At 46.3% G+C, this 21,800-nt stretch carries 19 protein-coding genes and 1 tRNA gene; 13 read left to right on the top strand and 7 right to left on the bottom strand.

What is annotated here, in order from left to right; translation table 11 throughout:
- Nucleotides 1–2: 2 nt before the first annotated feature.
- Entirely contained in the window at nt 3–866 is an 864-nt protein-coding gene (locus IQ263_RS14975; protein ID WP_194068119.1) for a DUF6671 family protein, read from the top strand.
- Between the two features lie 13 nt (nt 867–879).
- Nucleotides 880–2,355 carry a glycolate oxidase subunit GlcD gene (gene glcD / locus IQ263_RS14970; RefSeq protein ID WP_194068118.1) on the top strand — a complete coding sequence of 492 codons (1,476 nt, stop codon included), beginning with the start codon at nt 880–882 and terminating at the stop codon, nt 2,353–2,355.
- A 40-nt stretch (nt 2,356–2,395) separates the two neighbouring features.
- On the opposite strand, the gene IQ263_RS14965 is transcribed toward glcD, so the two are convergent.
- The gene (locus IQ263_RS14965) at nt 2,396–4,213 is read right to left on the bottom strand and encodes a hybrid sensor histidine kinase/response regulator (RefSeq protein ID WP_228050071.1); all 1,818 of its coding nucleotides are present in this window, start codon (nt 4,211–4,213) and stop codon (nt 2,396–2,398) included.
- Nucleotides 4,214–4,818: 605 nt separating this feature from the next.
- On the opposite strand from IQ263_RS14965, the gene purH reads away from it, so the two are divergent.
- A complete protein-coding gene (gene purH, locus IQ263_RS14960; protein ID WP_194068116.1) occupies nt 4,819–6,363 on the top strand; it encodes a bifunctional phosphoribosylaminoimidazolecarboxamide formyltransferase/IMP cyclohydrolase in 1,545 nt (514 codons plus the stop codon).
- A gap of 378 nt (nt 6,364–6,741) precedes the next feature.
- Nucleotides 6,742–7,692, top strand: coding sequence for a 2OG-Fe(II) oxygenase (locus IQ263_RS14955; protein ID WP_194068115.1), 951 nt, complete (start codon nt 6,742–6,744; stop codon nt 7,690–7,692).
- A gap of 411 nt (nt 7,693–8,103) precedes the next feature.
- Here IQ263_RS14955 and IQ263_RS14950 read toward each other — a convergent pair whose 3' ends face one another.
- Nucleotides 8,104–9,585 carry an ankyrin repeat domain-containing protein gene (locus IQ263_RS14950; protein ID WP_194068114.1) on the bottom strand — a complete coding sequence of 494 codons (1,482 nt, stop codon included), beginning with the start codon at nt 9,583–9,585 and terminating at the stop codon, nt 8,104–8,106.
- Nucleotides 9,586–9,681: 96 nt separating this feature from the next.
- On the opposite strand from IQ263_RS14950, the gene IQ263_RS14945 reads away from it, so the two are divergent.
- Nucleotides 9,682–10,152 carry a DUF4079 domain-containing protein gene (locus IQ263_RS14945; RefSeq protein WP_194068113.1) on the top strand — a complete coding sequence of 157 codons (471 nt, stop codon included), beginning with the start codon at nt 9,682–9,684 and terminating at the stop codon, nt 10,150–10,152.
- Between the two features lie 1,179 nt (nt 10,153–11,331).
- On the opposite strand, the gene IQ263_RS14940 is transcribed toward IQ263_RS14945, so the two are convergent.
- Both IQ263_RS14940 and IQ263_RS14935 read right to left on the bottom strand, forming a co-directional pair.
- A tRNA-Ser gene (locus tag IQ263_RS14940) sits at nt 11,332–11,416 on the bottom strand.
- Between the two features lie 34 nt (nt 11,417–11,450).
- On the bottom strand, nt 11,451–12,368 hold the full coding sequence (locus IQ263_RS14935) for a TIGR04168 family protein (protein WP_194068112.1): 918 nt from the start codon (nt 12,366–12,368) through the stop codon (nt 11,451–11,453).
- A 218-nt stretch (nt 12,369–12,586) separates the two neighbouring features.
- On the opposite strand from IQ263_RS14935, the gene nadA reads away from it, so the two are divergent.
- From nadA to IQ263_RS14895, 8 genes are all read left to right on the top strand, one after another.
- Nucleotides 12,587–13,558 carry a quinolinate synthase NadA gene (gene nadA, locus IQ263_RS14930; RefSeq protein WP_194068139.1) on the top strand — a complete coding sequence of 324 codons (972 nt, stop codon included), beginning with the start codon at nt 12,587–12,589 and terminating at the stop codon, nt 13,556–13,558.
- Between the two features lie 242 nt (nt 13,559–13,800).
- A complete protein-coding gene (locus IQ263_RS14925) occupies nt 13,801–14,418 on the top strand; it encodes a TIGR04282 family arsenosugar biosynthesis glycosyltransferase (protein WP_194068111.1) in 618 nt (205 codons plus the stop codon).
- Between the two features lie 584 nt (nt 14,419–15,002).
- A complete protein-coding gene (locus IQ263_RS14920) occupies nt 15,003–15,719 on the top strand; it encodes a TIGR04283 family arsenosugar biosynthesis glycosyltransferase (RefSeq protein WP_194068110.1) in 717 nt (238 codons plus the stop codon).
- 114 nt (nt 15,720–15,833) lie between these two features.
- Entirely contained in the window at nt 15,834–16,343 is a 510-nt protein-coding gene (locus tag IQ263_RS14915) for a photosystem I reaction center protein subunit XI (protein WP_194012096.1), read from the top strand.
- A gap of 57 nt (nt 16,344–16,400) precedes the next feature.
- Nucleotides 16,401–16,517 carry a photosystem I reaction center subunit VIII gene (locus IQ263_RS14910; protein ID WP_194063327.1) on the top strand — a complete coding sequence of 39 codons (117 nt, stop codon included), beginning with the start codon at nt 16,401–16,403 and terminating at the stop codon, nt 16,515–16,517.
- Between the two features lie 339 nt (nt 16,518–16,856).
- Nucleotides 16,857–17,411, top strand: a complete 555-nt coding sequence (locus IQ263_RS14905; RefSeq protein WP_194068109.1) for a hypothetical protein — start codon at nt 16,857–16,859, stop codon at nt 17,409–17,411.
- Nucleotides 17,412–17,549: 138 nt separating this feature from the next.
- Nucleotides 17,550–18,437, top strand: coding sequence for a hypothetical protein (locus IQ263_RS14900; RefSeq protein ID WP_194068108.1), 888 nt, complete (start codon nt 17,550–17,552; stop codon nt 18,435–18,437).
- 183 nt (nt 18,438–18,620) lie between these two features.
- A complete protein-coding gene (locus IQ263_RS14895; RefSeq protein ID WP_194068107.1) occupies nt 18,621–19,196 on the top strand; it encodes a DUF2996 domain-containing protein in 576 nt (191 codons plus the stop codon).
- A gap of 482 nt (nt 19,197–19,678) precedes the next feature.
- Here the strand turns inward: IQ263_RS14895 and IQ263_RS14890 are convergent, their stop codons facing one another.
- The 3 genes from IQ263_RS14890 to IQ263_RS14880 form a co-directional block, all read right to left on the bottom strand.
- On the bottom strand, nt 19,679–20,488 hold the full coding sequence (locus tag IQ263_RS14890) for an alpha/beta fold hydrolase (RefSeq protein WP_194068106.1): 810 nt from the start codon (nt 20,486–20,488) through the stop codon (nt 19,679–19,681).
- Between the two features lie 135 nt (nt 20,489–20,623).
- The gene (locus IQ263_RS14885) at nt 20,624–20,815 is read right to left on the bottom strand and encodes a hypothetical protein (RefSeq protein ID WP_194068105.1); all 192 of its coding nucleotides are present in this window, start codon (nt 20,813–20,815) and stop codon (nt 20,624–20,626) included.
- Nucleotides 20,784–21,509, bottom strand: a complete 726-nt coding sequence (locus IQ263_RS14880) for a lysophospholipid acyltransferase family protein (RefSeq protein WP_194068104.1) — start codon at nt 21,507–21,509, stop codon at nt 20,784–20,786. Before IQ263_RS14880 ends, IQ263_RS14885 begins: the two co-directional genes overlap by 32 nt.
- Between the last annotated feature and the right edge of the window lie 291 nt (nt 21,510–21,800).

The following is a 21,800-nucleotide window of genomic DNA, read 5'->3' as shown; positions in this document are numbered from 1 at the left end:
AGATGAACCAACATCACTTATTGATCGATCGCACCGCCGTTCTTGCTACAATGCACCAAAAAGAACGGGTGATGGCTCCCATTTTGGAACGAGAATTAGGCGTAAAACTCGTACTGCCTGCAGAGCTTAATACAGACATTTTCGGCACATTTACTAGAGAAGTTAAACGCTTAGGAACTCAAATAGAAGCCGCCCGCCAGAAAGCGGAAAAAGCTCTAGAAATTGCGGGCGAAACTCTGGCCTTTGCGAGTGAAGGTACATTCGGCCCTCACCCAATGATGCCGTATCTGCCAGCTAATCGAGAAATCGTAATTTTATTAGATCGAGCCAACAATCTCGAAATTATCGGCGAATCATTGTCTGTAGAAACTAATTACAGTCACCAGTTAGTTGCCACTATAGAAGAAGCAGATGATTTTGCTCAAAAAGCTGGATTTCCCGCACACGGACTGGTGGTTGTAGTTGGCGATGCTGCTAAAGGGAAGGGAGACATTGTTAAGGGAATAACTACCGAAAAGCAGTTGTTTGAGGCGGTGACAGCAGGCTTGAAAAAATCGTCAACTGGCAGAGTTCACGTCGAAACAGATATGCGGGCGATGTACAATCCCACTCGGATGAAAAATATCGAAAATGCAACTCTCGATTTAGTTAGAAAATTTCAGCAATTGTGCCCGCAGTGCGGTTGGCCGGGATTTGAAGTTACTGACAGAAAAATCGGATTGCCCTGCGGACTTTGCTATTTTCCGACTCAGCTAGCGCGATCGACTATTTATCAATGCAAAAACTGCGGTTATACTAAAGAAGAACTGTTTCCCGACGGTCGAGAGACTGCCGATCCAGCTCAGTGTCAGTATTGCAACCCTTAAAATTAAGTTACTAATGATAGCCGTAGCAACCGAACGCAACTGGAAACCCGTTATTAAAGAATTTGAGGCTGTAGTCGGTAAAAACGGGGTAGTGCAGCGCCGCGAAGAATTGATTGTTTACGAGTGCGACGGGCTCGCCAGCTACCGCCAGCGCCCCGCTGTGGTAGTGTTGCCGCGCACTACCGAGGAAGTGGCAAATGTGGTCAAAATATGCGATCGCAATTCCATTCCCTGGGTAGCTAGAGGCGCAGGAACCGGGCTTTCCGGCGGCGCTTTACCCGTAGAAAACTGCGTGCTGATTGTCACAGCCCTGATGCGAAAAATCCTAAAAGTAGACTTAGAAAATCAGCAAGTAGTCGTACAACCGGGAGTAATTAATAACTGGGTAACGCAAGCAGTTAGCGGCGCAGGTTTCTACTACGCACCCGATCCTTCCAGTCAAATTGTTTGTTCGATTGGCGGCAACGTTGCCGAAAATTCTGGCGGCGTTCACTGCCTCAAATACGGAGTTACAACCAATCACGTTTTAGGATTAAAATTGGTAATTCCCGACGGTTCCATTGTCGATGTTGGCGGCGAAATTCCCGAAATGCCCGGTTACGATTTAACAGGTATATTTGTCGGTTCCGAAGGCACTTTAGGCATCGCCACGGAAGTTACTTTGCGAATCCTGAAAGCGCCGGAATCGATTTGCGTTCTGTTGGCGGATTTTGCCAGTATCGAAGCAGCGGGCGAATCGGTTTCCGATATTATCAGCGCTGGGATTATTCCAGGCGGTATGGAAATCATGGACAATATCAGCATCAATGCTGTAGAAGATGTAGTAGCAACTGGTTGTTATCCCCGCGATGCGGCGGCAATTCTGCTCGTAGAAATCGACGGTTTAGAAGTGGAAGTTGCCACAAATAAACAGCGAATTGCTGATATTTGCAAGCAGAATGGAGCGCGAAATATCACTACTGCCCATGACCCGGAAACGCGGCTGAAAATTTGGAAAGGGCGGAAAGCTGCTTTTGCGGCGGCGGGTCATCTCAGCCCGGATTATTACGTGCAAGATGGCGTAATTCCGCGCACGCAAATGGCTTATGTTTTGAAGGAAATTGAGGGTTTGAGCGAGAAATACGGTTATCGGATTGCGAATGTATTTCACGCGGGAGATGGGAATTTGCACCCGCTGATTTTGTACGATAACTCGGTAAAAGGTGCGTTGGAAAAGGTGGAAGAATTGGGGGGAGAAATTCTCAGGCTGTGCGTGAAAGTCGGCGGCAGTCTTTCGGGGGAACACGGCATCGGTGCTGATAAGAAGTGTTTTATGCCGGATATGTTTTCGGAGGTAGATTTGGAGACGATGCAGTGGGTGCGTCAGGTGTTTAATCCGAAAGGTTTGGCGAATCCTGGGAAGATGTTTCCGACGCCGAAGACTTGCGGGGAAGCGGCGAGGGCTAAGGTTGAAACTATGAAGAAGTTGGAGGGTGCGGAGGTTTTTTAATTCCCCAGATGCAGACGGCAGTTTCAACCGCCGTCTGCATCTAATGTGCGATCGGCATTTTGATAATAAATTCCGTGCCCTTGCCCAATTCCGAAGTACAAGATAATTCGCCATTGTGTCTTTCTACAACAATTTGATAGCTAATTGACAAACCCATTCCCGTGCCTTTACCAACGGGTTTGGTAGTAAAAAATGTATCGAATATGCGCTGCTTAACTTCTTCAGCAATTCCCGGCCCGTTGTCAGCAATTTTGATTTCTACAAAATTCTCCCTAACTTCTGTGCAAATCTTAATCTGGCTGGGACTCTCTCGCATTTCTTGAAAACTTTGCTTACTATTCCCATCACCTAAAGCATCGATCGCATTACTGAGAATATTCATGAAAACTTGATTTATCGGCCCACCAAAACACTCCACAGGTGGTAAGTTTCCGTATTCTTTGACAATTGCAATTGACGGTATTTCACCATTTCCTTTCAAACGGTGATTTAGTATTAACAGCGTGCTGTCAATACCTTCATGGAGGTTAACGGGTTTCATCTGTGAATCGTCGTGCCGCGAAAAGTTCCGCAGCGACTTGACAATCTGGTCAATCCGCTCGATACCGACGCTCATTGAAGATACGATTTTGGGGAAATCTTCAACCAAAAAATCTAGTTCATCCTCTTCTATTCTCTGTTGAATTTCTACAACTGGATTGGGATAGTGCTTTTGGTAAAGTTCGAGGTAATTAAACAAGTCTCTAGTATAATTTTTGAGGTAAGCAAGATTGCCGTAAATGAAGCTAACGGGGTTGTTGATTTCGTGAGCGACTCCGGCAATTAGCAATCCCAAACTAGACATTTTTTCGCTCTGCACTAATTGGGAATGAGTGGATTTTAGTTCTTCTAGTGCTGCTGCTAGTTGAGCTGCTTGTTCTCTGCTTTGTGCTTCGGAATTATGCAATGCTTCTTCGGCTTGTTTGCGATCGGTTATGTCTCTCTGTACGCCGATGAAATGAGTTAATTTACCTGTTCTATCGCGCACTGGAGATATTGACAAAGCATTCCAAAAAGCGGTTCCGTCTTGGCGGTAATTTTTTAATCTTACCTTGCATTCGTTCTCTGTTTTCAATGCTTGGCGGATGGTATTTAGCGCATCGGAGTCTGTATCGCTTCCTTGCAAAAATCGGCAGTTTTTCCCGATAACTTCCTGTCGCCGATAACCTGTCATGCTCTCAAATGCGGGATTGCAATAAATAATTGGATGTTCTGGGTTAGTTGCGTCAGAGATGACAATTCCGGTACTGGTAGCTGCCATAGCCCGATCGTACAACCAAAGCATTTCTTCGGCGCGCTTGCGATCGGTAATGTCCCGCAGCGTCGCTAAATAAGCCATTTCTCCTTCCCATTCCGTTTCCACCAACCGCATTTCTACCACAGCATTTTCTTGCTGCTTGCGAATAACTTTAACTTCGGTTTGTACGACGCGAATTCCTGCTGTAGCTGCTTTTCTAACTGGGGGAATAATATCTGCGTTAATCTCCAGATCGCAAGCAGAACCTTCTACTAGCAAACCACCAAAAAACACTCGACCTAAAAGTTCCTCAGCCGTGCAATTAAACAGCGCTTCTGCTGACTGGTTTACAAAAGAAACAAGTCCTCGTTTGTTGACAATTACCATGCCGTCTGCATTCTTTTCTATCGCATTCCGAAACCGACCTTCGCTAGCTTTCAAATCCTGCTTTAGCTGTTCCATTGCTCGCTGCATCTGCTGCATTTCACACAAACTCAGACTGTAAGCTTGTGAAAAGTTGGCCTGTGTCGAAGTTTCTGCTGATTTTTTTGATATTTCTTGAGAGTTTATTCTATTGGTCATGTTGCTAGCAGTTTGTTTTGGGTTCCTACTAATATTACTGAGCTGATTTTCTGAATCTGCTTCTTGAAAAAACATATTTGAACCTACTATTTTTTTTATTAAGATGTCGCTCTTGCCCAAGTTTTTGGCTAATTTAGGGATAGAACAATTTATAACCGATGCTAGCACATGAATTTGATAATTAATCCTAAAATATCCTTAAGATTATAGAGCGATCGCCATCGAATTATCTATTACACTGGAATAAGTAATTTTAACAGCATAGGCCCTGGCGCGGGAGACTGCCGTGAAGGGGAAAGATGGCTTCAATCCCGCTGACAGCGGACAATATAACAGGATCGACGCACCAGTTATAAATATTTATAGCCTTTCTCCGAAAGGTGAGGTACTGTCCGGCATAGGGCATATGGTATACCTCACCACGCTTGAGAACCGCTATATAATCAACTGAAAATTTTTTTATTGTATAGAAAAAATATAATTATAACAAGCCAAGTCATGTTGAGATAATGTAATCACAGTCACAAACTACCAAATTATTCCCCTACCACCAGATTTGATATAGAATATAACCTGTCTATTTTTGCGATCGCAATTTCAAACCAATGGCACGTCTAGCACTTCTGAGCGTATCCAACAAAACCGGGCTAATCGACTTAGCGCGCAGTCTAGTAGAAGAATTTGAATTTGACATAATTAGCAGCGGCGGGACAGCAAGCGCCCTCAAAGAAGCAGGAATCCCAGTCACAAAAGTTGCAGAATATACTGGTTCCCCCGAAATTTTGGGAGGGCGAGTCAAAACACTTCACCCGCGAATCCACGGAGGCATTTTAGCGCGCCGCGATGTAGCGCAAGATATCGCAGATTTAAGCGAAAATCAAATTCGGGCGATCGATTTAGTTGTAGTGAATTTGTATCCGTTTGAACAGACAATTGCTAAACCGGGAGTAACTCTAGCAGACGCAATTGAGCAGATCGATATCGGCGGGCCCGCGATGCTGAGAGCTTCAGCTAAAAACCACGCTCATTTGACAGTTTTGTGCAATCCAGAACAGTACAATACTTATTTAGCAGAACTGCGGGAAAACGGCGGGGAAGCTTCTTTAAAATTCCGGGAAAAGTGCGCGCTGGAAACCTTCAAACATACAGCAAACTACGATCGCGCGATCGCCAATTATCTCAGCAGCCAATCCGAGCCAGAATCGAAGCTACCAGAAGATTTCAACGTATCGGGAACAGAACTGCAAACACTCCGCTACGGCGAAAATCCCCACCAAGCCGCCACCTGGTATCAAAGCGGAAGTGCACCCACAGGCTGGACGACTAGCACCATCCTGCAAGGCAAAGAATTAAGCTACAATAATTTAGTAGATTTAGAAGCAGCAAGGCGGCTAATTGTAGAATTCCCGGACACTCCCGCCGCCGCTATTCTCAAGCATACAAATCCTTGCGGTACAGCCTTGGGAACAACTATTTCCGAAGCGTATCAAAAAGCTTTCGACACCGATTCAGTCTCAGCTTTCGGTGGAATTGTCGCCCTCAACCGCCCGATTGATGCTGCTACCGCAACGGCGTTAACTAAAACTTTTTTAGAATGTATTGTTGCGCCGGGGTGCGAACCAGAAGCGGAAGAAATTATCAAGAAAAAGGCGAAAGTTCGAGTCTTAATTTTGCCAGATTTGACTCAAGGGCCGCCGCAAACTGTTAAAATTATTGCAGGTGGTTTGCTGGTACAAGACTCGGATAATGTAGTAGAAGAAACTAGCAAATGGCGCGCAGTTACTGAGAAACAGCCGACTGCTGATGAGTTGGCAGAATTGCTGTTTGCTTGGAAAGTCGCGAAACACGTTAAATCAAATGCGATCGTTGTGACGCGCGATCGCACTACAATCGGTGTCGGTGCGGGACAAATGAACCGCGTCGGATCGGTTAAACTAGCATTGGAACAAGCAGGAGAGAAGAGTCAAGGAGCGATTTTGGCTAGCGACGGCTTCTTCCCCTTCGACGATTCCGTAAAAACGGCTGCTGAGGCGGGGATAATTGCGATCGTCCAACCGGGAGGTAGTATGCGCGATAAAGATTCGATCGCAGCAGCCAACCAACTCGGAATCACAATGGTTTTCACCGATATCCGCCACTTCTTACATTAGGAATAATACCTAGCAATTTTCAATTGTGTATCATAGGGTAGGGATATAATAGTGTTCGCGGGTGTCAACTTAAGTCTAAAATTCTTTGTATCTCTCCTTAGTATCCGAGGCCCGATCCCCCTAAATCCCCCTTAAGAAGGGGGACTTTGAAAACACTTTTATCGTTACTAAGACGGGAGACTTTGACACTCTTGTCCCCCCCTTCTTAAGGGGGGCTAGGGGGGATCGAGAAGACTGTGACACCAATGAACACTGTTATATCCCTTTAGACTCTTGTCCCCCCCTTTTTAAGGGGGGTTAGGGGGGATCAAAAAGACTGTGACACCAATCAAAAATGTTATGTCCCTAACGACTTCCCAGTTGCATCCTTAAAAAATTATGACTTACACTCAACAGCAAATTCAACCCCAAGACGTAAAAGTTAAAATCCTCCTCACCGGCGGACATCAGTGCACCATTACGCTCAAATCCGACACACCATTATTGCACAACCTAGTCAAAACATTAGCCGATCGCACTCAAGCAACAGTAGGCTTTTCCACATTATTTCAAATCCCCATAGACGACGGGCGTTCTAGCCTTTGCTTCCCCGCAGATCACCTAGTGGGATTAGTCACCGAGCCCCCAATTTACTTGCAGCAAATGCAGCCGCAGCAGCTAGCAACTCCCGCCGAAATTCCCGTAGAAATCCCCGCCGAAATTCCAGCCGAAATTCCAGCCGCCGCGCCTGTAAATGACGACTTAATATCTCGCTACGCCCAAATAGATAACTTTTTGACACCAGCAGAAAAAAACAAATTAATCAAATATGTGTTATCAAAAGAATCAGAATTCGTGAGTACCAGCACCTCCACAAATGCCGAAGATTACCGCCGTTCTATGGTACTTCACTCATTCCCCGAATTTTCAACACTGATGGTAAATCGGATTAAAGGAATTCTCCCCGACGTGCTGCGGAAATTAAATATCCCATCATTTCCGCTTGGTGATATAGAATCTCAGTTAACCACGCACAACGACAACAACTTTTATAAACTTCACAACGACAGCGGCTCGCCCGATACCGCTAGCAGATTTTTTACTTACGTTTACTATTTCTATCGAGAACCCAAGGCTTTTTCCGGTGGCGAATTACTGATTTATGATAGCAAAGTCGAGAACAATTTTTATGTAGCGGCCGACACTTTCAGAACGGTAGAACCTCGGAATAACAGTATCGTATTTTTTCTCAGCCGCTATATGCACGAAGTTTTGACAGTTAGCTGTCCCTCGAAAGCTTTTGCTGATAGTCGCTGTACTATTAACGGCTGGGTGCGTAAAGCTGATTGAGACAAGATTTGTGGGTTAATCTGGGTTCGTAAAGTAAAGATAAAACGGCGGTTAATATCAATTCTGGTTGCACTCATACACGATGTTAACTGTTAACAGTGAATTTATATCAATTCTGTTAGCATCAGAATTATTCATTTCTCTCTAATCTCTCTGTGTTCTCTGTGTTCTCTGTGGTTAAATCATTCCGATGCAACCGGAAACGATATTACTATTCCGATAAAGAGAGGATTTGATATAAAACCAGGTTTACACAAACAAAACCCGATCTGAGAGGGGTTGAAGAATGGATGGTTAACATTACGTTTTGTTCTTGATACGGCATTTTTTTCAGTCGGCGGAGGCGGACGAAAGTTTTTGTAAACCTGGTTTCAACCGCCGTCTGCATCTGCATCTCCCATGATGCGATATTTATTCCTGTGCTCCGGCATTTTTGAGCAATTTCACAACAGTCGAATAACCTTTAAACTCAGCCAGCATTAAAGCTGTATAATTGCCGGGATTTTTGTGATTTAGTTCTGCACCAGCAGCGATTAAAATCTTGACTGCATCAGCATAACCCCGATGGGCGGCCCACATTAAAGCCGTTGCACCGGAGTCATCCAGCAGGTTGACATCTGCGCCTTTTTCGACTAATAATTGGACGATCGCCAAATAACCGCGATCGCACGCCTTCATTAAAGCCGTTTTCCCCAAATCCGCCGGAACATTCGGATTTGCACCCCCGTCGAGCAAAACCTTCACCGTCTCAGTATGTCCGCCAAAAACAGCCAGCGTCAAAGCCGTCTCCCCAAAGTTTTTAGCATTCAGAAAATCTGCCTGATTTGAGTTGACTTTTTGCAACAAAGCCGCTAAGATAGCACTGTTACCGTGCACTGCAGCCACCAACAAAGGCGTATCGCCCAACCGATTTCTGGCACCGACACTAGCACCTCGGTTTAATAGCAATTCCACCACATTTTCGCAGCCTTCAACCACCGCAAAATTCAACGCAGTTTCATCATCTCTGTCCTTAGCGTTGATATCCGCGCCAGCATCGAGTAACATACGTGCGATCGGCAAATTTCCCCCAGCAGCAGCCGCCATCAAAGCCGTGCCCCCATCTCCATTCTTCACATTCGCATCAGCACCCGCACCCAGCAAAGCTCGCACCGCATCAATATTGCCGAAATCAGCAGCCAAAGTTAAAGCAGTTTCGCCGTCTTTGTCGCGAATTTCCGCATTAGCGCCATCCGCCAACAGCACCTCGACAACCGCCAAATTTCCCGCAGCTGCAGCCTCCATCAAAGCGGTTTTGCTCTTGAGATTTTTAAGATTAACATCCGCACCGCGATCGAGCAAAATTCTGACAATTTCAGCGCTACCTTGACTAATAGCTAAAAATAGCATGAAATTGTCAGCAACAGCACCCGCATCAGCCAAAATTTTCACAACAGCTTCGTCCCCGGACAAAGCCGCTATTTTCAGAGCAGAATCTCCATCTATATCTCGGACATTCACATCAGCCTTAGCATCAAGCAAAAGCCGCACAACATTAACATCTCCTTTGAGAGAAGCGGCCATCAAAGCCGTACTTCCATCATCATTTTTTGCATCAACATCAGCCCCCGCAGCCAACAACAGCCGCATAACATCAGCCTGTTTGTGAGCGGCGGCCAGCATCAAAGCCGTCAGCCCAAAACGCCTGCTCGCGAGGTTGACATTAGCGTCATTGTTTAGTAGAATACGCACGATTTCCGTATAGCCCTTTTGGGCGGCAAACATCAAAGCCGTTGTCCCCTCAGAGTCTTTGGCATTAGCGTCAACGCCTTTAGCGAGTAAAGCTTGGACGTGAATAATATTGCCAGTCTTGGCGGCTTGAATCAATACAGCGTCTTGTTTAATGGCAGGCATAATAGTATCTCGTTCTGTATGTTTTTACCATCACATGAGAGGGACTTACTGGTATACTAATTTTTATGAAGTTTTTTTGCTAATTCTGAGAACACTATGAACCTCGAAATTCCTGAGTCAGTGAAAGTTTGGAGCCAATTCTTCCACCCAGTTTTAATGTGGGTATTGCTGGCTCTGTCATTTTATGCTTTGTATCTCGGTCTTCAAATCCGCCGTACCAGAAGTGCTGAAGGCGAGGCCAAAAAAGAATTAATTAAGGGCAAATTCAACATCAAGCATCACCAAATTGGTTCTTTGCTGCTAGCCTTGATGGTAACAGGGGCGATCGGCGGAATGGCTGTCACCTACATCAACAACGGCAAACTATTTGTGGGAGCCCACTTGCTAGCAGGCTTGGGAATGACCGCAATAATTGCCATTTCAGCCTCGCTGACTCCTTTGATGCAAAAAGGCAATGATTTGGCCAGATACAGTCACATCGTTCTAAATGTGGCGCTATTGGGGCTGTTTGGCTGGCAGGCGGTAACAGGTGTGGAAATCGTGCAAAGAATTATCAGCAAAATGTAATCGTTAAAGCACGATTCACTCTTGGACGCGCGAGTGTCCTGAAACCGGGTTTTTCACGAGAATACTTCGTTTGTAGACGTAGATTATTCTAAAAACTCGGTTTTTTTAGTCCCAGTGCGTAACTGCTATAATTGCGATCGGGCTGTCATATAGCCGGGAGCATCTCATATTTGTAAAAAGACTTCTTTTGACTCCTTCTTTCTTCCTCTTTCCTCCTGTCTCCTGTCTCCTGCCTCCTACCTCCAATTTCTAGCTTGGCTGCAAAAGTGAGATGCTCCCCATATAGCCTTTATCAAAAAAGTCAGATACAGGTTGAGATTTGAGATTTGAGATTTAAGATTGAGGGTTTGATACCTCATTTTTGTCAGAACTACTATAGCGATTCTCAAGCGTGGTGAGGATAGTCCAATGCCCTGCGCGGGCCAATGCCCTATCCCGGATAGTACCTCATATGAGAGCACAGAAAGGCTATAATAGATTAATCTATTTTTGTTGCAAAATTTTCAATTTAAGTAAGTCGGTGGGGAAAAACACAACTGTGTTAAGAAAGATAAATGAGGCTAAAACCCCAATCCCTCCTGCATTCTGTCTCCTGACTCCTGCCTCATCCCAACTACAAATATTTACGCCTTTCTACTTACTCTAAATTGTGCTTTGCTCAAAATATAAGTAAGCAAATTAGTCTGCGGTCAAGTTTAGTTTAGCAAAGCCAACCAACTAAAATGCCCTCTTTAAAAAAATAGCCTTGATCAAAAAGTTTAGATTTTAGATTTTTCGGCTTCGCGAGCGTACAAGTTTTAGATTTTTCGACTTCAGGAGCGAACAAGTTTTAGATTGGAGGATTGAGGGAGCGATCGATCGGTCAATACCTCCTATGATATCAAATCCTCTCTTCATCGGAATAGTAAATTCACTGTTGACTGTTGACTGTTGACTGTTGACTGTTAACTGTTATAGCGGTTCTCACAAAAGTGAGGTATGCCCTATGCCCGGTTTGGCCTATGCCCGGTTTGGCCTATGCCCGGTTTGGCCTATGCCCTATGCCCGAAAGTACCTCATATGAGAGCACAGAAAGGCTATACTTATCGACTTTCTATCCAGCTCCCTTTGTCCGGGGTTTTGCTGGAGCCTAGAGTGTTGCTAAAGCTTGATATTAATTGGCTCAAAGCCTTGAAAAAACGGAGAGGGTGGGATTTGAACCCACGGAACCTTGCGGTTCACCTGATTTCAAGTCAGGCGCATTCGACCACTCTGCCACCTCTCCCGGTAGATAAACTACATCATACCAGTAGTTGCCGCTAACTACAAGCCGTTGCCGATTCTGTGTGCCGGTAAAGAATTTGTTCTAAAACCACTGCGAAATCTTCCCCCAGCCAAACTAGAGACGCTTCCGACACTGTGCCATTTTCCAGCAGCACGATCGAGAAATTCCGCAGTTTCGATCGCTCTCTCTCCACAATTCGCGGTACGCTGGCGGCATTCAAATAAACTGTACCCTCCCCACTCACGAAACATGACTTCCGCAACTCGTGCTTGGTGTGTCGCAGTTTGTGGTGCATATGACCAAAAGTTACCAGAGGTACGTGCTTCCCCGAACCGCGAGTTCGATCGATCGCCTCAGCAAAATCCGGGTCTCCCCAATCCCCTCCCAGCGGTTTCCAATCTCGCCCGCAGAGGTCGCCCGGAGCCTCTCCCAGCCCCGTCGGGCCCGTGTGACCCAAAAAAATCACATTTTCGCAATCCGCATCCGCAGCAGCCCCTGCAATGCGTTTGGCCGACTCCTCAAAACTTTCTACCCCAAACCATTCTGAGTAAAAATCGTTGTACCTCCACTCCGAACCCCCCCAAGTAAACGGGCGGCTTCCCACCACAGTTACGCCCAATTCGGGAAAATCTCGCTTGCTGTAACCGACGTGGGCTTCTCCCATTAAATCTAACTGCTTTTTTACCCAATTTTCTTTCTGGCGATCGTAGGGGCACTGACTCCGCCCCCACTCGGTTGCTGTGTACCAAGCGTCGTGGTTTCCAAACACCGCAGCTTTGGGAATGTCCAATTGGGCGATCGCCCGCACCACATCCACCGACTCGTTCCCAAAATCCCCCACAAACAGCACCAAGTCAACGCCCAAATGCTTCAGCGCCTCGCCGTCTTCTGCTTCCCAGCGATCGTGAACGTCCCCCACCACCGCAATTTTGATAGATTTAGCTTTATTCATTTGATTTGTTATGTGCGATCGAGCCCTAGCCCCTTCTTATCAGCATAAGAAACAGCGACCAATTTTTGCACTCTCCCCCAGGCAATTTTAGATTTTAGATTTTAGATTTTAGATTTTAGATTGGCCCAACCAGCCGCTTGCAACCGTTTTTGGTGAATTCAACTATAATTCAAAATACATTTGAGTCCAGCCGCCACCATTCACCCAAGATTCTAACTGTGTTTACCACCGCACCTGCTCCCAACTTTACCCAAACCAGACTGCCCGACGACTTGTTTGCCGCAATCAACGCCCTCAAACAAGAGTTAAACGCCGTCATTCTCGCCCACTACTACCAAGACTCCGACATCCAAGACATCGCAGACTTCATTGGCGACTCCCTAGAACTTGCCCGCAAAGCCGCCAACACCAGCGCCGATGTTATAGTTTTTGCCGGAGTTCATTTCATGGCAGAAACCGCCAAAATCCTCAATCCAGACAAATTAGTATTATTGCCAGACTTAAATGCAGGTTGTTCCCTCGCCGACAGTTGCCCGCCCGAAGCCTTTGCAGCATTCAAAGCCGATCGCCCAAAACACTTAGTTATTTCCTACATTAACTGTACCGCCCAAATAAAGGCAATGAGCGACATAATTTGCACCAGCTCCAACGCCGTCAAAATTGTCAACCAAATTCCTGAAAATCAGCCAATAATCTTTGGGCCCGATCGCAATCTCGGCCGCTACGTCATCGAACAAAGCGGTAGACACATGGAACTCTGGCAAGGAGCCTGCATCGTCCACGAAAACTTCTCAGAAAAAAAGATAGTTCAACTCAAAATCGAAAATCCCGAAGCCGAAATCATCGCCCACCCAGAATGCGAACCTCCCGTACTTCGCCACGCGAATTATATCGGTTCCACCGCCGCTTTGCTCAAATATACTCAATCGAGTTCCAGCCAAGCATTTATTGTCGCGACTGAACCGGGAATAATTCACCAAATGCAAAAGCAAACACCACACAAACAATTTATCCCCGCTCCTGGCAACAATAATAATACTTGTGCTTGCAACGAATGCCCGCACATGAGATTAAATACCTTGGAAAAATTGTACCTATCCCTCAAAAATAAAACTCCCGAAATTACCATGTCCCAAGAACTGCAACGGGCAGCCTTGAAACCAATCCAGCGAATGCTAGAAATGAGCTAACCGTCAATTACCAACTTTCAGTTAACCTATTGTAGGGTAAATTGGGTGCGACAATTAACTTAAGTCACCAACAAACAAATATTAAACCGCGCCCAACCCACTAATATTAGACTTGCATTGTACTCACTCGCAGACAATCTATAAATTATCTGCGTTTATTTGTGTTTATTTGCTTAAAATCTGCGGTTGATCGGCTCTCTCGAAGATTTATGCAAGAACTATCAGCTAAAATCAAAAATTGTATGATTCCAGAAAAACTAATAATTTTCACCCGCTATCCCGAACCCGGAAAAACCAAAACTAGACTGATTGCGGTGCTGGGAAAAACAGGTGCTGCCAATCTTCACCGCTTGATGGCCCAAAAGGCGATCGCCCGCGCGCTCACTCTCCAAAACTCCCGCCAACTATCAGTAGAAATTCATTACACAGGCGGCAGCCCACAACAGATGCAAGACTGGTTGGGAACCGATGTTATTTATCAAAATCAAACAGACGGCGATTTAGGTGCCAGAATGACCGCAGCGTTTCAAAACTCCTTTAATTCGGGGGTTGACAAAGCTGTAATTATCGGCACTGATTGTCCCGCACTGAAACCAGAAATCATGGCAAAAGCTTTTGACGAACTGAGCCAGCACGATTTAGTTTTGGGGCCGGCAAAAGACGGAGGTTATTATCTGATCGGGCTGGGGCGATCGGTACCAGAATTATTTGGTGGCATTAACTGGGGAACTAATGAGGTTTTTGCTGCTACGCGGGCGATCGCCCAAAACCTCGATCTGAAAATTGCTTATCTTCCCACTCTTGCAGATATCGATCGACCGGAGGATTTGCTAGATTTAGATATGAATATGTTGAAATAATTAAACTCGATTGAGCAGATCTAATTCATTAGTAATTCTCATGTTTAATTAATAAAAAACACTTGATTTTGAAACCAGAAAGTCATAATATAGTAATTGTATTTGTCTGACCAAATGCAGTGGTTAGACAGCGCTTGCGACAATAGTCGCAAGCGCGACAAAAGCCAAAATATAACAAATTTTAGTTCAAAATAGAATCATGATTTGAGGGCGATACTCTGCGATAATCGTCCCCCAAATCGTAGAAACCCGGTTTCTGACTGAATTGCTCCTAAAGCGTCGCCCAACTCCTAGAAACCCGGTTTCTGACTATAGCGGTTATCAAAAAAGTGAGGATAGCCCAATGCCCTGCGCGGGCCAATCCCTCCGCTTCGCTCCGCTCAATGCCCTATGCCCAATGCCCTATCCCGGATAGTACCTCATATGAGAGCACAGAAAGGCTATATTTATGGCTACTCAACCCAAAACTCATAGAAACCCGGTTTTTCGACCCCATCTGTAAAGCCTAAAACTGTCCCAAGCTGTTGAATAACAGATAAGCTTTGTACAACCCGCCCTCTATGTCACGGGCTGCTTAATTCTGTATGCCATCAGAAAATCATAATCTCAAAATTTCTATTATTATTCCAGCCTTAAACGAAGCACCTACGATCGCCCCAGTCATCTCCACCGCCCGAAATGCTAAAAATGTTGAAATCATTGTCGCCGACGGCGGCAGCAGCGATGGCACCGCAGATATAGCCCAATCTTTGGGCGTGCGAGTTATCTCTACCGCCCCAGGCCGCGCTACTCAAATGAATACAGGTGCCGCCTCCGCTACTGGAGATATCCTGCTGTTCCTCCACGCCGACACTCTTTTACCCCCAGGCTACGACTCTGACGCGCGCATGGCATTAGCTAAACCGTCCATACTAGGGGGGGCATTTCCACTCAAAATTGATGGGCGCAGGCTCTGTCTGCGGCTGGTAGAAACAGGGGTAAACTGTCGATCGAACTTTTTCCAAATGCCCTACGGCGATCAAGCCATTTTTCTGTATTCAGCTACCTTTGACAAAATCGGCGGTTTTCCCGACTTACCCCTGATGGAAGACTTTGAATTCGTGTGCCGGTTGAAAAAACAAGGCCGCATTGCCCTATTACCCCAGCCCGTGCTGACCTCCGACCGCCGCTGGCAGCAGCTTGGGGTACTCAAAACCACTGCCATCAATCAAATAGTAATTATCGCTTATTTCCTGGGAGTGTCGCCCGATCGACTCGCTTTCTGGTATAGAGGACAAAAGAAAAATTCTTCTGAAAACTAAAGAATAGTGAACTTTTCTAAAGCTCGGTAGCATTTATGCAAATAGGAAGCCCGTCCCTGCGTAAAATATGACTTGAACGCCTCAAAATTTACGCACAGCGAGGAAAAAGAGAATATGGCCGATCCCAGAGATGCAGAGCTTATTAAACCCTTTAACGGCGACCCCTTCACGGGTCATCTAGCAACTCCCATCAGTGCTTCTGATTTCACCAAAGCATTCATCGGGAACTTGCCAGCCTACCGCAAAGGACTCTCGCCCCTAGTTCGAGGTCTAGAAATCGGTTTGGCACACGGCTATTTCCTCGTCGGCCCAGAAATCGTCTTCGGACCCCTGCGGGATTATCCTGAAGCAGCTAATCTTGGCGGACTAATTACAGCCCTCGTCATAGTTCTACTAGGCACACTAGGTATGTCTGCCTACGGTTTGGTCTCTTTCAAGCAAGACAACACCAGCTACCCCAGTGCTAATCCCATGACTCCCGATTCCCTCAGAAATGCTGAAGGATGGAGTCAGTTGACCGCTGGTTTCTTCATTGGCGGCATGAGCGGCGTCTTTGCTGCCTACTTCTTGCTGGAAAACTTTAATGGCGTTGATGCCATTTTCCGGGGTTTAGTCAACAATTAGACTCCGCTGCTCGATATCCCTGTTGAAACACGCTAACTTTAGTTTGGAGAATTTGACATGACAGGTACCTACGCTGCCTCTTTCTTGCCTTGGATTTTGATTCCCGTTGTTTGCTGGCTGATGCCAGTTGTGGTAATGGGTTTGTTGTTTATTCACATCGAAAGCGACGCCTGAGCTTTTCCCACAAAGCAACACCTCAGTTGGAAGACTGACAGACAAGTGCTCTGAAACCTCTCTCATAAGTCTAGGGAAAATCCGAAAAAATTGTTTTGAGATTGCTGGTAATTAGGAAATTTGCTTTCTTTACCCCAACCCCCAGACTCGACTGTGTGGAGCAATCTTTCTGTCTTCTTCCATCTGAATTCGCCATTGCAAAAAATCCTCTGTCATGCGGGCAGAGGATTTTTTTACAAATATTTTTTTCCCGCAGGCACAAATCACCCGATCGCCAAAGACAAATTTCCAAATTCTGAGCCACAATTGTTATGGAAACCTACTCATCAGGAGACAGCGATGCAATTTCTCTCCGCGCGCAAAATCTTAGCTCCATTCCTGATCTCGGTACTGCTGCTGGTGACTTCCTGCGGTCAAACCCAAACCCCTTCGCGCTGGGATCAAGCCCAGAAGGAAAGTACCCAAAAACCCGCGGCTAATACCAAGCAGGCTACTGACAAATCCATAGCTCAAAGTCAAAACCTTCCCAAGAACGCAGTCGCAGGCGGCAAGTTAAATAAATACTTCCCCTCTTCAGGCGGCGGATTCGATCGCGTCTTCGCTCAAGAAAAATCTGGTTTTGCTGAAGCTAAGCTCAACAAAGACGGTAAAAATGTCGCGGTACTCTCGATTAACGATATCGCCGGCAACCCCTCCGCTGGTACAAAATTCCAGCAAAGTACCAAGCAAATTAGCGGCTATCCTGCTGTCAATCAGGGTGCTAATATCACTGCTGTTTTGGTGGCAAATCGCTATCAGGTGAAAGTTCAATCCCGCGATCCATCTTTTACTGCTAGCGATCGCGAAGCTTGGCTGTCAAAATTTAACCTCGCCGGCCTCGCTAGCGTTAAATAGCAATCTCTCCGATAGAACTTCCCGCCCGACTTTAGTCAGGCGCAATCAAAATTAAGTCTGCCCAGACAAAATTGTGAAGTTCTTGCCATCTGCCAAAAGTAATATCTTTGATTCTTGTTCAGCTATAAGGAGTTTTTTGTGAGCAAAACAGTCTTTGAATTAGTCGATCAATTGCCCAAAGACAACATGACTGTCAAAGCCCTGCGAGCGCTTGACTTTGTGGTTCCCGGCGAGTGGAACAATTTAGTGGGCTTTGAAAATACCATTCGCACTGTTACTGGCGAAACTGATGAAGATTTGATTCAGCAAATTGGCGATCGGGCCATCTATCTCTACAACGATAAGTCCCAAGGCTACCAGCGCGCTCTTTGGCTCTACCAAACCATCGACAGTGCCTCCGGTGCCCTAGGCGCGGCTGCTATGGCCAACAAAGTATCCGAAAATGTCCCGTTTTTGGGCTTCCTCGGCAATCTCACCCCGAAGCCAGAAAAAGCTCAGACGATCGACCTTTCTTTGAAGTTAGTCACTGAGTTGCTCGCTTTTTGCCAAATCAACGGGATTCCAGGCGACAGCATCGGCGATTTTGCCGGAGCTCTGGGCGACTACGGCGGCGAATCCCTGATGCGGATGGCTGCTTTGGTTTGTTTCGACGGTTTGATTCCCCTGGGCCCAGACTTTATTATGGCTACTCAGTCTTGGATTCAACGCCTCTCCCCGCAAGATTTGCAAGATAATGTAGTGTTTAAGTCGATCGGCGGCATGATTCCAGGCGGCTCTCCCGCAGGCCAGCTCGGCTTTATCGGCGAAAGCTTTAACTCGGTTTCCGGTTGGATGGGCTCTTTTGTCAGCGATCGAGGTTTGACACCTCAAAACGTACTCGGCCACTTGCAGAATTTTGTCGAAATTTCTGCCGATAAGGTGGACTATGTGGGCGCATTCCTCGACATGACTACCAATTACTACGAACACACCGGCGTTCAAACTCTCGCCCGCCGTTTGATTGAACGAGCTGTCGCTGAAATTTAGACTCAGCACAGGAGTTGCAATTTGTCAAGAGGAAAACCCGGCAGCGAGTGTTTCGATCTCAAAGTTTTTTGACTGACAATTCTTTAAGCTTGGTTTTCGATAAAATATCTGTGCGATCGATCGAGTCGATCGCCCGGATCTCAACTCAAAACTCCTACCAATCAATTTTACAAGGAAGCCTTAATGCCAGAAGAACCGCAAAACCCTACCGCTGGCGAATCAGAAACTCCCAGTGCTGCGATCGAGAACGCCCCAAGTTCCGACGCACCCGAGACAACCGACTTACCCAGCACTGACAAGCCCGCAGCTAAAGCTAAAAAGCCCCCAGCTAAAGCCGCTGACGGCGACAAGTCCCCAGCTAAAGCTAAAAAAGAAAAAGCACCTGCTGTTGAAGACAAGCCCTTTGCGGAATTTATTCAACAAGATTATTTGCCCGCCTTGCAAACTGCTTTGACCAAGCAGGGCGTTAAGGACTTAGAGGTGCGTTTTACCAAGCAAAAACTCCCCATTGCCGGTATGAGTACCGCTGGAGATTGCTGGCAGGTAATTGGTAAATTCCAAGAAGGTCAGCGCCAATTTAACCTGTATTTTCCTCAAGAAAATATTCAAAGTCAAAGGGCGTTTTCCTGTGCTGAAAATAATACCCATACCAGCACTTTAGAGCCTTTTTTGATAGACGAGCGCAAGATTACTCTCGACCTCATGGTGTTTGGCGTAGTCCAGCGGCTTAACGCTCAAAAATGGCTGAATCTTAATTAGTCAGTAGTCAGTAATCAGTAGTCGGTAGTCAGTAGTCAGTAGTCAGTAGTCAGTAGTTGTTGGGAATTGGTTATTAGTTATTGGTTATTGGTTACTTGCTACGAATTCCCAATTTCCCATTCTCAATTCCCAATAACAACTAACAGCTAACAGTCAACAGTCAACATTCAACAGTCATTAGTCATTAGCTATGACTTGTCATTTATTGGTCACTAGAAGCAAAATTACAGATTGAGCGATCGATAAAGTTCGTATCCAAATTAACCAGACCGTCACTAAAAAGTGCCTGGAGACAAGCAACTAATGACTGAGGACTATTGACTAATGACTGCTGACTACCGACTAATGACTAATGACTCCAAACTAATGACTAATGACTACTGACTAATGACTAATGACTACTGACTCCAAACTAATGACTAATGACTACTGACTAATGACTCCAAACTAATGACTAATGACTACTGACTAATGACTCCAAACTAATGACTCCTAACTAATGACTTACCTGTTGAAAAATTGCGAGCTTGCATAATCGCGAAAAGGTCAACATCTGTTTCTAACAAACAAGCATGACCGCTGTTAGCCAGCATCACCATTTCAGCATTGGGAATTACTTTGACTAAAAGCTGCGCTTCTGCTATTGAAGGTAGCAGCCGATCGGCACCGCTAGCAATTACTAACGTCTGCTGTTTGATGCCGCGCAACTGATTTTCATCAACATCAAACGATCGCACTAACGCCAATCTCCACACAGACGTGTGTTGCGGTACGGCTTGCATCGCTTCTAGCAAAGCCCGCCGGTCGTCGCGCCCAATCTTTCCTAAAGATGCTAATATCGGCAACAAACCGATTACCGACAGCGGATAAAGATTCGCCGGCAACCACTGAGTTAGATGCGAACCCCACTGCACCCAAGGCTGTTGTCGGAATGAAGAAGCAGGATTCACTAAAATTAGTCGATCGCACAATTGGGGAGCTTCTAAAACAATTTTCATCGCTAAACAGCCCCCAAATGACTCCCCGCACAGATAAACCTGCCGCTGCTGCTTTCCGGTTTGCTTTTCTGCTTCGATTAAGGCAATTGTTTCGCTGACAAGTACCTCCCAACTAGCCATATCATCAGGAGGTAAAGTTAAGCAGCGAATGTCGAAATGATTCGCCAATTTAGAAATTTGCGGCCGCAGCAGCAAACCGCTACCATCCATACCGGGTAGAAATATAAATAAAGGGCGATCGGCTTTCGGGGGTTTGGGGGTTAGAAAACGAACCTGGTTACTAGCATTTGGCATGATTAAAATCAGAAATTAAATTGTATGAACTCTATCAGTCGGGGATTGCTGTCAAAAATAGGGGGATAATCACAGAGCAAGAAAAATCATCAATTAAGACATCAGACGAATCGGGAATCTTAAACCAGGAAGCGACTAAGAATCAGCCGAGGACGGCGACACAAGGAAAATGCGAGCAAAAATCACAAATTTATTCTCTCTTCCTTCTTCCCTCTTCCTTCTTCCGACGGACATCGGACTTACATCCGTTACATCCGTTACATCCCGTACATTGCGAGTTGCCGAACTTCCTTCGTTACAAACACCCTCGTTGGAGCAATTGTGCAATTTCCCCCTGACAGTGCTCTGTGAGTTCAGCAACAACAGCTTTGGCTTTTTTGCCTCGATATTGCTGCTGTCGATCGACAGTAATCCAGTAAGGCCGACCGATTAAAACATTAACTCGCTGATAAACTATCACAGGATGCCACCCGGCGCGATCGAACAGCGGTTCGGAAGGATCGAACAAACTCAACAACTTGAGCGGTACACCAGAGCGCACCGACTTTTCCTCGATCGAACCAATCGCCACCGGCAATACCGCCAAATCGCGCAGCGGAGCCCGCAAAGCCAAATGAGCAAATCCCCGCTGAAACTTCCCCACAGTATTCGGTTGAGTACACTTCACCATCGGTTCTGCACCCTCTGGAAATACCCCCACCATCTCCCCACTTTGCAGCAGCGACGTCGCTTGAGAGAAAAAATGCTGCTGTCGCTGCTCCGGTGCTTCCAAGGGAAAAGCCCCAAAAGTCGTGACAACTTCCCGAATCACCGGAACTTGACCCATGTAGTGATGACAAGCAAACCGGATCGATCGACTCAAAGCCGCCGTCAGCAGCACAGGATCTAAGAAACTGCGGTGATTGCTCACCACCAGCACGGGACTATCTCGGGGAATCCGGTGCTGGTGGTGCAAAAACATCTGCGTTCCCAAACCAGCCAGGAAACAGCGCGAAATCAGCAATGTGCGATCGGAAGACATGGGCTAAAACACAGGTGCGAGGCTATAAAGGTTGATTGCATCCCCATGCAGCTTAACATTACTTTACAAAATCGGGAGTCAGCCAAAAAGCATACTTCCCCTAGACAAGACCTTTGCAAATCTACCCGCATTTCAGGCGCAGCGCGGATCTACAGATAGCGGTTCGATCGCGTTGTGAGGTATACCCAATCCCTCCGCTTCGCTCCGCCCAATCCCTCCGCTTCGCTCCGCCCAATCCCTCCGCTTCGCTCCGCCCCATGCCCAATGCCCCATGCCCAATGCCCAATGCCC

Origin of the sequence: Tychonema sp. LEGE 06208, assembly GCF_015207505.1 — a bacterium.
In the GTDB taxonomy this organism is placed as follows: domain Bacteria; phylum Cyanobacteriota; class Cyanobacteriia; order Cyanobacteriales; family Microcoleaceae; genus Microcoleus.
Note: the sequence above shows the minus strand (reverse complement) of the source record. Positions and strands in the feature narration are given on the sequence as shown.

Excerpts from the sequence above, each read along its gene's own strand:
- IQ263_RS14975 (WP_194068119.1), top strand. The coding sequence starts at position 3 with ATGAACCAACATCACTTATTGATCGATCGCACCGCCGTTCTTGCTACA.
- glcD (WP_194068118.1), top strand. The coding sequence starts at position 880 with ATGATAGCCGTAGCAACCGAACGCAACTGGAAACCCGTTATTAAAGAA.
- IQ263_RS14965 (WP_228050071.1), bottom strand. The coding sequence starts at position 4,213 with ATGACCAATAGAATAAACTCTCAAGAAATATCAAAAAAATCAGCAGAA.
- purH (WP_194068116.1), top strand. The coding sequence starts at position 4,819 with ATGGCACGTCTAGCACTTCTGAGCGTATCCAACAAAACCGGGCTAATC.
- IQ263_RS14955 (WP_194068115.1), top strand. The coding sequence starts at position 6,742 with ATGACTTACACTCAACAGCAAATTCAACCCCAAGACGTAAAAGTTAAA.
- IQ263_RS14950 (WP_194068114.1), bottom strand. The coding sequence starts at position 9,585 with ATGCCTGCCATTAAACAAGACGCTGTATTGATTCAAGCCGCCAAGACT.
- IQ263_RS14945 (WP_194068113.1), top strand. The coding sequence starts at position 9,682 with ATGAACCTCGAAATTCCTGAGTCAGTGAAAGTTTGGAGCCAATTCTTC.
- IQ263_RS14935 (WP_194068112.1), bottom strand. The coding sequence starts at position 12,368 with ATGAATAAAGCTAAATCTATCAAAATTGCGGTGGTGGGGGACGTTCAC.
- IQ263_RS14925 (WP_194068111.1), top strand. The coding sequence starts at position 13,801 with ATGATTCCAGAAAAACTAATAATTTTCACCCGCTATCCCGAACCCGGA.
- IQ263_RS14920 (WP_194068110.1), top strand. The coding sequence starts at position 15,003 with ATGCCATCAGAAAATCATAATCTCAAAATTTCTATTATTATTCCAGCC.
- IQ263_RS14915 (WP_194012096.1), top strand. The coding sequence starts at position 15,834 with ATGGCCGATCCCAGAGATGCAGAGCTTATTAAACCCTTTAACGGCGAC.
- IQ263_RS14910 (WP_194063327.1), top strand. The coding sequence starts at position 16,401 with ATGACAGGTACCTACGCTGCCTCTTTCTTGCCTTGGATTTTGATTCCC.
- IQ263_RS14905 (WP_194068109.1), top strand. The coding sequence starts at position 16,857 with ATGCAATTTCTCTCCGCGCGCAAAATCTTAGCTCCATTCCTGATCTCG.
- IQ263_RS14895 (WP_194068107.1), top strand. The coding sequence starts at position 18,621 with ATGCCAGAAGAACCGCAAAACCCTACCGCTGGCGAATCAGAAACTCCC.
- IQ263_RS14890 (WP_194068106.1), bottom strand. The coding sequence starts at position 20,488 with ATGCCAAATGCTAGTAACCAGGTTCGTTTTCTAACCCCCAAACCCCCG.
- IQ263_RS14880 (WP_194068104.1), bottom strand. The coding sequence starts at position 21,509 with ATGTCTTCCGATCGCACATTGCTGATTTCGCGCTGTTTCCTGGCTGGT.